Annotated in this window: 8 protein-coding genes; 2 read left to right on the forward strand and 6 right to left on the reverse strand. The window is 66.8% G+C overall.

The genetic code is table 11. The annotated features are described in order from the left end of the window. Positions 1-18: 18 nt before the first annotated feature. From GGC65_RS14590 to GGC65_RS14605, 4 genes are all read right to left on the reverse strand, one after another. Complete coding sequence (locus GGC65_RS14590; protein ID WP_192647828.1) at positions 19-1,335, reverse strand: DUF58 domain-containing protein; 1,317 nt, start codon at positions 1,333-1,335, stop codon at positions 19-21. Beyond that, on the reverse strand, positions 1,332-2,201 hold the full coding sequence (locus GGC65_RS14595; protein WP_225941174.1) for an AAA family ATPase: 870 nt from the start codon (positions 2,199-2,201) through the stop codon (positions 1,332-1,334). Before GGC65_RS14595 ends, GGC65_RS14590 begins: the two co-directional genes overlap by 4 nt. 97 nt (positions 2,202-2,298) lie before the next feature. Continuing rightward, the gene (locus GGC65_RS14600; protein WP_192647830.1) at positions 2,299-3,534 is read right to left on the reverse strand and encodes a DUF4350 domain-containing protein; all 1,236 of its coding nucleotides are present in this window, start codon (positions 3,532-3,534) and stop codon (positions 2,299-2,301) included. After that, the gene (locus GGC65_RS14605; RefSeq protein ID WP_192647831.1) at positions 3,531-4,238 is read right to left on the reverse strand and encodes a DUF4129 domain-containing protein; all 708 of its coding nucleotides are present in this window, start codon (positions 4,236-4,238) and stop codon (positions 3,531-3,533) included. The genes GGC65_RS14600 and GGC65_RS14605 overlap by 4 nt, the downstream gene beginning before the upstream one ends. 132 nt (positions 4,239-4,370) lie before the next feature. Between GGC65_RS14605 and GGC65_RS14610 the strand changes: the two genes are divergently transcribed. Together GGC65_RS14610 and GGC65_RS14615 are read left to right on the forward strand one after the other, a co-directional pair. Further along, positions 4,371-6,572, forward strand: a complete 2,202-nt coding sequence (locus GGC65_RS14610) for a thiamine pyrophosphate-dependent enzyme (protein ID WP_192647832.1) — start codon at positions 4,371-4,373, stop codon at positions 6,570-6,572. Beyond that, complete coding sequence (locus GGC65_RS14615) at positions 6,569-7,621, forward strand: ACP S-malonyltransferase (RefSeq protein ID WP_192647833.1); 1,053 nt, start codon at positions 6,569-6,571, stop codon at positions 7,619-7,621. Before GGC65_RS14610 ends, GGC65_RS14615 begins: the two co-directional genes overlap by 4 nt. A gap of 168 nt (positions 7,622-7,789) precedes the next feature. On the opposite strand, the gene GGC65_RS14620 is transcribed toward GGC65_RS14615, so the two are convergent. Together GGC65_RS14620 and GGC65_RS14625 are read right to left on the reverse strand one after the other, a co-directional pair. Further along, positions 7,790-8,488, reverse strand: a complete 699-nt coding sequence (locus tag GGC65_RS14620) for a response regulator transcription factor (RefSeq protein ID WP_192647834.1) — start codon at positions 8,486-8,488, stop codon at positions 7,790-7,792. 89 nt (positions 8,489-8,577) lie between these two features. Further along, positions 8,578-10,515 carry an alpha/beta hydrolase family protein gene (locus GGC65_RS14625; RefSeq protein WP_192647835.1) on the reverse strand — a complete coding sequence of 646 codons (1,938 nt, stop codon included), beginning with the start codon at positions 10,513-10,515 and terminating at the stop codon, positions 8,578-8,580. Positions 10,516-10,707 lie beyond the last annotated feature (192 nt).

Consider the following 10,707-nt stretch of genomic DNA (forward strand, 5'->3'; position numbering starts at 1 on the left):
CGGGGGCGGCCGGGGGAATCACAGGCTGCCCTGCCTTTTGATACCGAGATAGGCCTCGACCGCGCTCGCGCCCATTGCGTCGGCGGGTACTTCGAGGACGTCGGCACCCAGCCGCTGGAGCCGCGCGATGACGAGCTGCCGGTCGCGGAGCATCGCCGCGGCGACGTTGGCGCGCGTGACGTCAGCGCCGCTTTCGGGGCGGCGGCGCTCCTCGGCTTCGACCTCCTCGTCCTTGATCACGACGAACAGTAGGCGGTGCTTCTTCACCAGCCGTCCGGCGGCGCGGATCATCAGGTCGGCGCTCGTCGCGTCGGTGAATTCGGTGAACAGGATGATCAGCGAGCGGCGGTTGAGCTGCGCGCTCAGCGTGGTGAGCGCGAGCGTGAAATTGCTCTCGACATGCGCATAGTCGATCAGGCTCGCCGCGCGCTGGAGCGCGGGGAAATCCTGCGTGTGCATATAGGCGGGGGTCAGCGTCTGCGGCTTGGCGGCGAAGGAGAAGAAGCTGATCCGGTCGTTGAGTTTCAGGCCGACATAGGCGAGCAGCAGCGCCGCCGAGACCGCGCGGTCGACGCGCGGCATGCCGCCGACGGGCTCGGCCATCGTCCGCCCGCTGTCGATCGCGAGCACGACGCGGTTGTCGCGTTCGACGCGATATTCCTTTGCGAGCAATTTGACGTGGCGCGCCGAGGCGTTCCAGTCGATCGCGCGCCGGTCCATCCCCGGCTGATATTCGGCGAGCGCCTCATATTCGGTGCCCTCGCCGCGGAACCTCTGCTGGCGAAGGCCGAACCAGCTATTGCGCTGGAACAGCCGGCTGCCTTCATCGGTAACCGCGCGCAGGCTAGGAACGACATGGATTGCGCCGTCGATCGCAAATTTGCGCTGTTTCCAGACGAGGCCGAGGGGGCCGGCCCAGCGGATCCACAGCGCCTCGACCAGCGCCTGTCCGCGCCGCGATGCAGTGAGCGAAAGCGTGCGGACGAGGGCGTCGCCCGTGCTCGTTCGGCGCATGTCGTCTGCCAGTCGGCCACCCCCGGCAAGCCGTTCGTCGAGTGCGAGCGCGAGTTCGGCGCGCGGCGGCACCGCCCGCCCGCTCGCACTGAGCGACAGGTCGAAGGGATCGCCGACGCCGACCTGATGCGGAAAGCGCGCGTCGAGCGACAGGTGGCGGGGGTTGGCGCCCGCGATGGTGTCGAGGATCAGGCAGGCGATAATCACGCCGATCCACCCGGGCGCGGCGAGCCACAGCTCGGGCCGGACCAGCCCGAGCGCGAGCGCCATCGGGGCGCCCGCGAGCAGCAAATAGATCGCGCGGCGGGTCGGGTAGATCACCGCGGGACTTCCTCGCGTTCGAGCAGCGCTGCGACGACCTGTTCGACGTTGCGGCCCTCGATCTCAGCTGCGGCCGACAGGATGACGCGATGGCGCAGCACGCCCGCGGCGAGGCGCTGGACATCGTCGGGGATCACATAGTCGCGTCCGTCGAGCGCCGCCGCCGCGCACGCCGCGCGCGCAAGCAACGTCGCGGCGCGCGGGCTCGCGCCGCATTCAAGGTCAGCGCTCTCGCGCGTTGCGCGGACAAGGCGGACGATATAGTCGACGATCTCGTCGGCGAGGCGGACGGTCGCGATCGTGTCGATCGCCGCCTCGATCGTCTTGGCATCGGCCACTTGGGTGACGCCGAAATCGCCGACCGCGGGGCTTTTGAAGCGTCCGCCATGGTCGGCGACGATACGCCGTTCTTCGTCGGCGGCGGGATAGTCGACGACGAGCTTGAACAGGAAGCGGTCGAGCTGCGCCTCGGGAAGCGGATAGACACCCTGCTGCTCGATCGGATTCTGCGTCGCGAGGACGGTGAAGCGCGGGCTCATGACATGCGCCTCGCCATTGATCGTGACGCGGCGTTCCTGCATCGCCTCGAGCAACGCCGCCTGCGTCTTGGGCGGCGTGCGGTTGATTTCGTCGGCGAGCAGCAATTCGGTAAAGATCGGCCCCTTGGTCAGCGTGAAGCTCGACGTCTGGAAGTTGAACAGGTTCGATCCCAATATGTCGCCGGGCATAAGGTCCGGCGTGAACTGGATACGCCCGAAATCGAGCCCCGTCGCGCGGGCAAAGGCCTGTGCAAGCAGTGTCTTCGCCGTCCCCGGCGGGCCTTCGAGCAGCACATGCCCGCCGGCGAGCAGCGCGATCGTCACCATGCGGGTGAGCGGCCCCTGCCCGAACACGATCTTGGCGACCTCGCCTTCGATCGCGGCACCAAGCGCCTGGACGCTCTCAACGCTTTTGGCGACGGGATTAGCTGTCACGGAGTAAATCCTTCCTGATGTCGTGCAGCGCCTGCGCGTCTGCCAGAAACTCATGGGTGTTGCGCGCGAGCGGCAGGCGCCGCGCGAGCGAGGAGAAAAGGTCGCTGCCGCCGCGCAGATGCTTGTCGATCCAGCGGTCGGTCGCCTCGTCGTCGAGCCCGCCGGGGGCGTGCAGCCGCCGCGCGATCGCGCTGCGTTGGCTTTTCACAAAGGCGTCGGCGCCGTCGAGTTCGCGGCGCGCCTGCCGGATCAGGTCGGCGCTGTTCGCGATCAGCGCCGCCTTCGACACCGGGATCGCGCGGCCGAGTTTCAGCGCCGGACCAAAACGCACCCACGCCTGCCACAGCGCGAGCAGTCCGGCAGCGATCAGGCAGAGCGTGATCCCGATGAAGGGCGGGACAAAGGCGAAGCGCAGCAACGAGCGCTGCCCGCCGAAACCGTTGAGCGTGAGGTCAAAGGCGAGGCCATCGGCATTGGCATCCTCGGCAATCGCATCGACCAGCCTTGCCGCCGTCACCGCCTTGTCACGCGTCGAAAAGGCCAGATTGTTGATGAGGTCGGGGTCGGACAGGACATAAAGATCACGGTCGCGCGCGCGCGCCAGTATCGCGCTGCCGTCCGCCGCGGTGATCAGCGGGTCGAGGCCGTCGCCGCTGATCGTGTGGAGCTGCGCCGGGTCGATCAGCCGTATGTCGTGCCCACCGACCCGGCCGCGCGCATTTTTATTGGCCCATTTGGCGCGGCCGATCCGGACTTTGCCGAAATATTCCTCGGGCAGCAGCCGCGCCGGGGGCAGGACGGCGATACCGCCGCTGACCCAGCCGGGCTTCGGCGCCTGACCGGGCATGCCGCCCGCCGCCCATTTGGGCAGCACGACCAGCACCGGCGCGTCGCCCTGTGCCGCGAACAGCTCCTTCATCTCGTCGGACCGCGTGCGCGCGGTCGGGGTCAGGATGGTGAGCTGGGTATAATCGTCATATTGGGTCGGTTCGACCCGCCGCCGCAATTCGACATGGCCGCCGGCACGCTCGACAAGGTCGACGATGCCGGCATAGCCCGGCGCCGCCTTCGACAGCGCATGGCCGCCGCCATCATTGCCGCTGCTGATCTGCGGCCCGAGCGCGATCAGCGCCCACAGCGCGACGAAAGCGACGATGCCGATGATCACAACGCCGGCGATCAGGCGCGGGTTGAAGCCGTCGTTGGCCGCCGCCGCGCCGCTCATGCGCGCGCCCAATTCTTCGGCACGGTCATCTCGGCATAGGCGCCGCGACACGTCTGCCACGCGCCCGCGTCGATCGACCGCCCGCCGAACAGGCTGATCTCGACCGCGCGCGCGATACGGCTGAATGCATCGCGCGCGACCGCAGGCAGCCCTTCTGCCTCGGCGAGATCGCGCGACGTCATCGCGGGTTTGACCAGCCCCGGACGGCGGCCCTCGATATCCTCGACGCTGCGATAGAGGAGAAGGTGGACCGCTTCGGCATAGCGGCCCTCGGCGGCGAGCGCGTCGGCCTCGGCGAGCAGCGCGCGCGCCGCGCCGGCCTCGGCCTGTCCAATGTGATCGGCTTCGTCGTCGCGTGCCTTGCGGCCGAAGCGCAGATTGTCGACCCACTGCGCAAAGGCCGGAACGAAATGATAGAGGAGGACCAGCGCCAGCGCCGCGACCGCGATCCACATCAGCGGCTTGGCGGCGGGAGCGCTCCACTCGAAAAAATTGCCGATCCCGTTGAAGAGCGATTTCAGCCACTCGGGTGTAGGTGGTGGCGGGGGTGGCGGCGGCGGAAAGGCGGTCTGGATCTCGCCGCCCGCGATCGTCTGGCTATAGCCGGGATCGACAAGTTCGGGATCGAGCAGCCAGCCCTCATATCCCTGGGGGCTCGACGCGTCGGCCGCGGCCGATGTCTGGGCGATCCACAAGGATATCATGTTGAAATATTGGTCCCGCCCCGGTCGATCATCGCGTTAAGTGGTAGCGCGAGCCTCATCGGGAAGGCAAGACAAGCTTGCGCGCAAAACTGCCCCGTTCTAGCGCGCGAAGAGTTTTGACGGAGGACCAAGGTGGACGCGGCGCAGGCGGTACATGAAAAATTCCTTGCGGCGCTGGCCGAAGGACGACTGCCCGATCGCGCCGACGCGCCCGATCCGGCGATGGCCGGCCTGTCGCGCGCAGAGGCGACCGACATCTTCCTGTCGCAGCTCACCAGTCGTCAGATGGACCGATTGTCGCGCCACCTGCAGGCGCGCGGCGAGGGCTTCTATACGATCGGATCGTCGGGGCATGAGGGGAATGCCGCGGTCGCCGCAGCGCTGCGCGTCACCGACATGGCGTTCCTCCACTATCGCTCGAATGCGTTCCAGCTCCATCGGTCGCGCCAGCTTCCGGGCGGGACGCCGACTTGGGACATGCTGCTGAGCTTCGCGGCGTCGAGCGAAGACCCGATCTCGGGCGGCCGGCACAAGGTGATCGGGTCGAAGCCGCTCAATATTCCGCCGCAAACCTCGACGATCGCCTCGCATCTGCCGAAGGCCGTTGGTGCCGCCTTCTCGATCGGTATCGCGCGTCGCCTCGGCATGACCGGGCTGCCACTCCCCGAGGATGCCGTTGTTTTGACCAGCTTCGGCGACGCCTCGGCGAACCATTCGACCGCGCAGGGCGCGTTCAACACCGCGGGCTGGGCGGCGTTTCAGGGGTCACCGATGCCGCTTATCTTCCTCTGCGAAGACAATGGCATCGGCATTTCGACGCGCACTCCGACGGGGTGGATCGAGGCACAGTTCCGTCACCGCGCGGGGCTGCATTATATCAAATGCGACGGGACCGATCTGGTGTCGGCCTATGCCGGCGCCGCCGAAGCGGCCGACTATGCGCGCCGGTACCGCAAGCCCGTCTTCCTCCATATGGCGACTGTGCGGCTTTATGGTCACGCGGGCTCGGACGTGCAGGGCGCCTATTTGCCCAAGGCGCTGATCGAGGCCGACGAGGCGCGCGACCCGTTGCTCGCCGGCGCGGCGCTGATGGCGGAGCATGGCTGGATGTCGCCCGCCGAAATCGCCGAAACCTATGAAGATATCGGTGCGACCCTGGCGCGGCAGGCCGAGGCGGCGATCCAGCGGCCGAAGATCACGACGCCCGCGCATGTGATGGACAGCCTGATCCCGCCGAAGCGCGAGGTGGCGCGCCCCAACACCCCGACCGACGAGGATCGCAAGGCGATGTTCGGCAGCGACGCCGGCGCCATGGACAAGCCACAGCATATGGCGCGGCTCTTGAGCTGGGCGCTCGCCGACCTGATGCTCGCGTACAAGGAAATCGTCGTCGCGGGCGAGGATGTCGGGCCAAAGGGCGGCGTCTACAACGTCACCGCCAAGCTCCATCAGCGCTTCGGTTCGGCGCGCGTCGTGAACACGCTACTCGACGAACAGGCGATCCTCGGGCTCGCGATCGGCATGGCGCATAACGGCTTTCTGCCGATGCCCGAAATCCAGTTCCTCGCCTATGTCCACAATGCCGAGGACCAGATCCGCGGCGAGGCGGCGACATTGAGCTTCTTCTCGGACGGGCAATATACCAACCCGATGGTGCTCCGCATCGCGGGTCTCGGCTATCAAAAGGGCTTCGGCGGGCATTTCCACAACGATAACAGCCTCGCCGTCTTTCGCGACATTCCGGGCGTCATCCTCGCGGTGCCGTCGAATGGGCGCGATGCGGTCGCGATGCTCCGCGAATGCGTGCGGCTCGCGCGCGAGGAACAGCGCGTCGTCGTCTTCGTCGAGCCGATCGCGCTCTACATGACCCGCGACCTGCACGAAGAGGGCGATGGCCTGTGGACGAGCGTCTATGAAGCCCCCGGCGACGGCGCACCGATCCACTTCGGCGACGTTGGGGTGCATGGCAATGGCACCGACCTCGCGATCGTCACCTATGGCAACGGCTATTACTACTCACGGCAGGCCGAAAAATTGCTCGCCGCCGATGGCGTCAAAGCGCGCGTCATCGACCTGCGCTGGCTCGGCCCGGTCGACGAGGACAAGCTCGTCGCCGCGGTGGGCGATGCGGGGCGCATCCTGATCGTCGACGAATGCCGCATCACCGGATCGCAGAGCGAGGCGCTGATGGCGACCTTCGTCGAGCGCACGCCGGACAAGAAATTGAAGCGCATCGCCGCCGACGACAGCTTCATCCCGCTAGGCAAAGCCGCGACGCTGACCTTGCCGAGCCGCGATTCGATCTATGCCGCCGCGAAGGAGCTTCTGGCATGAGCGCGCGCAAGACCGCGCTCGTCGTGGCGCCGGGCCGCGGTACCTATGGCAAGGGCGAGCTTGGCAGCATCGCGCGGCTGCACGGCGCGCGCTTCGGCGACCTCATCGCCAATTTCGACGCCCAGCGCCGCGAGCGCGGCCAGCCGACGGTGAGCGAACTCGACGGCGCCGACCGCTTCAGCGTCGCGACGCACATGCGCGGCGATGTCGCGGCGCCGCTGATCTACGCCGCGACCGCGCTCGACTTTCTCAGCATCGATCGCGACGCCTATGACATCGTCGCGGTCGCCGGCAATTCGATGGGCTGGTATAGCGCGCTCGCGCTCGGCGGCGCGGTGTCGGTCGAGGATGGTTTCCGCATCAGCAATGCGATGGGGCTCAACAGCCAGACGCACGGGCCCGGCGGGCAGATCTTGCTGCAGGTTGTCGATGAGGATTGGCGCGCCGTCCCCGGCCTCCGCGAAAGCCTGCTAGCACTCGTCGCCGATATCGGCTCGCGCCCCGGCCACGCGCTGGCGCTCTCGATCGATCTTGCCGGCATGCTCGTGCTCGCGGGCAATGAGGAGGGCCTCGCCGCCCTGCTTGCCGAAGCGCCGCCGACCCCCGGGCGCGACCCGCTCCGTCTCGCGGGCCACGGGCCGTTCCACACCCCGCTGATGTTCGGCAGTTCGGACAAGGCGATGGCCGAATTGCCGCACTCGCTGTTCCATCGCCCGGCGCTGCCGCTGATCGACGGGCGCGGCCATATCTGGCGCCGCCATGCGAGCGATCCGGCGATGATGTGGGATTATACGTTCGGCCATCAGATCCTTGCGCCCTATGATTTCGCGCTTTCGGTGCAGGTCGCGGTGAAGGAATATGCCCCCGACGTCATCATCCTGCCCGGACCCGGCGACACGCTTGGCGGCGCGATCGCGCAATCGCTGATCGGCATTGGTTGGCAGGGTATTTCGAGCAAGGGCGATTTCGCGGCGCGGCAGGCGGCCGACCCGATCCTGCTGTCGATGGGCCGCGCCGAACAACGCGCGCGCGTGACCGGACAAGAATAAGGCCGGCAGAGGAGGGATTTCCTCGGCCGGCCGTTTGTTGCACGGGATCAGGTGGGGTTGATCCCATGCGAATGAACGGCAGCGCCCGTGGGGACCAACTCATGGGCGGTGCACCGTTCATTTCCCTTATAGGCGCTACGCGCGGCTTTCGGCCGGGTTCCACCGCGATCATACACCAAAACGGACCGAATCGATCGGTGCGGCGCGCGCGAACTCGGCGATGAACTGCAACCGCAGCAGTTCGGCGACATTTCCGGCGCCCGCCCGGCGCATGATGTTGGCGCGATGAACCTCGACCGTGCGCGGGCTGAGTTCCAGCTGCCGCGCAATCGCCTTGTTGCCAAGGCCCGCGGCGATGGCGTCCAAAATGTCGCGCTCGCGCGGGGTCAGTGCCGCCAGCCGCGTTTCGGCTTCGCGGTGCCGGTCGAGCACACCCTGCCGTGCGCGCCAGTCGGCCAGTGCCGCATCGATCGTGCGGCGGACGAGGCGCGGGTCGAGCGGCGCGGGTAACAGATCCTGCGCCCCGCCGCGCAGGATCGCACGCGATTCGGCGATACTCAGCTGTTCGGCGGCGACGAAGGCGGCGGTCCCGCCGCGCCCCGCGATATGGTCGAGCAGCGCCGCGCCATCGGTCGCGCCCGGCTGCCGCCAGTGAAAGAGCAGGATTGCGCAGGAATCGCTGCCTTCGGCCTCGATCCACGCATCGGCGCTGGCAAAGCTGCGGACGATGCGTTCGGATCCCGCCGCAAGCACGCGGAAACACGCCGCCCGCTCGGTCGGGTCGGGCAGGATCAAATGGATATGGCCCCCGTTTTCGGTCACCCGGCCATGCTGCCCGCGAAGCGCGTTCGCGGACAGCATGGACATATCGGCGGCGGCGCCATTTCGGAGGGCGGTCCGACCCCTCGCCCGCAAATCCGTCGGCGGCGGCGGATCGGTGAGCCGCCGCGCGCGCGTCAGTCGGCGGGGTTATGCTTTGCGAGGAAGGTTTCGATCGAGGTCAGCAAGGTCATGCGATCGGCCTGACGCGTGAAATAATGGTCGGCAAGCGGGACCGAGACGAACTCGACCGTCTTGCCGGCCTTCGTCATCGCCGCATACATGCGCGCCGACTGGCCATGATCGACCGTGACGTCCTTCTTGCCGTGGATCAGCAGCAGCGGGGCCTTGATCCGGGCGATCGCATTGATCGGCGACACGGCGGCAAAATCGGGAGTCATCCGCTGCCATTGGCCGCGATAGAGGCGCTCGCGCATCAACCCGCCGAAATCATTGACCTCGCGGCGCAAATTGGCGACGCCGTTGACCGAAATCGCGCAGCGATAGAGGTCGGGATCCTTGACGGTTCCCCACATCGCGGCATAGCCGCCGTACGAGCCGCCGACGATGCAGACGCGTTTCGGGTCGGCGATCCCCTCCTTCACCGCCCAATGCACGCCGTCGCTAACATCGTCCTGCATCGCGAAGCCGAGCTGCCCCTGGCCCGCCTTTTCGAACGCCGCGCCATAGCCGGTCGAGCCGCGAAAATTGGGCTGGAGCACCGCATAGCCGCGCTCGGCAAGGAACTGCGCCCAATAGTCATAGGTCAGTTCGTCATGCCCCCAAGGTCCGCCGTGGGGCATGACGATGAAGGGCAGGTTCTTGTCGCGCCGGCCGCGCGGCATCGTCAACACGCCCTCGATCTCCAGCCCGTCGCGCGCCTTGTACCGGACCATCCGCCCGCGCGACAGGCGCTTGCCGCCGATCGTGTCGTTCATCGCCGCGAGCTTGACGAGGTCGCCGGTCGCGGCATCGAAATAGAAGAGCAGGCCCGGATTGTCGGGGGTGCTGAAGCGGACGAGCATCTTGCTTTGATCGGCGCTGATACTCTCGATTCGCACGGCTGATTGCGGCGATGCCTCTTCGAGCGTCTTTTGATGCGCCGCCATCGCCGGATCGAGCCAGCGCAGCGGGGTGTCGCGGTCACTCGTCCGGACCCCGAGCAGCTTCGCCCCGTTCGACGCCATCAAAACGCTTTCGACATCGACGCCGTCGGCGGCATAGACTGTCCGCACGGGCTTGCCGGTCGGAATGTCGACTTCGACGACCGCCGACCGTCCGCCTTCGCTTTCGGTGATGACGAAACCATTGTTGCTGCCGGGCACGAAGTGGAAGGGCACCGTCAGTTCTTCTTCGTCGCCGAGCTTCGCGCTGTCGATGACGCGCAACGATCCCTCGCCGTTCGATCGGAACAACAGGGTCGATTGGGTGCTTGCATCGCGATAGCCGATGCCGAAGCGAACCTGGCCGAGATGATCGGCGCCCCAATCGAAGATGTTTGCACGCGGCCTTTCTGCGATCCGCTTGCGTCCGGTCGCCACATCGACGCGATAGACCGTCGGCCAGAAATCGGCCTGATTGCTATAGATCGAGTTTTGCGCGGCAATGAGGATTTCGGTCCCGCCGTCGGCCGGAATCCATAATATGTCGGACGCATTCTGCCCGCCGCTGTCCCACAGCAGCTTGGTGATCTTGCCCGTGCCGCGATGGATGCCGATCGCGCGCGAAATATACCAGCGATCGCCCTCGACGGGCATCAGCGCATATAGGCCGACGATGATATTGTCGTTTCCGACCCAGCGGATCCACGCGACCTGCGTCTGGTCGGGAACCGCGACGATGACGGGCTTCGACCGGTCGCCGCGCACGGGCATCATCAGGATACGCTGCTCGCCTCCGACCCCGAACAGCCCCGCGATATGCGTGCCGTCGGGCGACAGGTCGACATCTTCGACGAAAGGAAGCTCGGCAAAGGCGCTGGTCGGCAGCTGGGTAAAAGCCGGCGCGACGGGGGGCGATTTGGAATCCTCCGCGGCCAGCGCGCCCCAAGGCCCAAGCAGCGCCGCCGCTGCCAACAGACAGACACCCCACGGCGCGCGTGTCCTGCCCCGCTTCCGCTCGCTCCCAATCCGCAACGCATCCTCCCCCCGAAAGATCGACAGTATATCGTCGGCGGTTACTTTCCCCAAGTCGTTGAAAAAATCAAATATTACTGATCGCACGGCCCGCCGGTCGATTTCGGTTATTGGAACGGCCAGTATTTCCGT

The sequence above is a fragment of the Sphingopyxis sp. OAS728 genome (assembly GCF_014873485.1).
GTDB lineage: Bacteria > Pseudomonadota > Alphaproteobacteria > Sphingomonadales > Sphingomonadaceae > Sphingopyxis.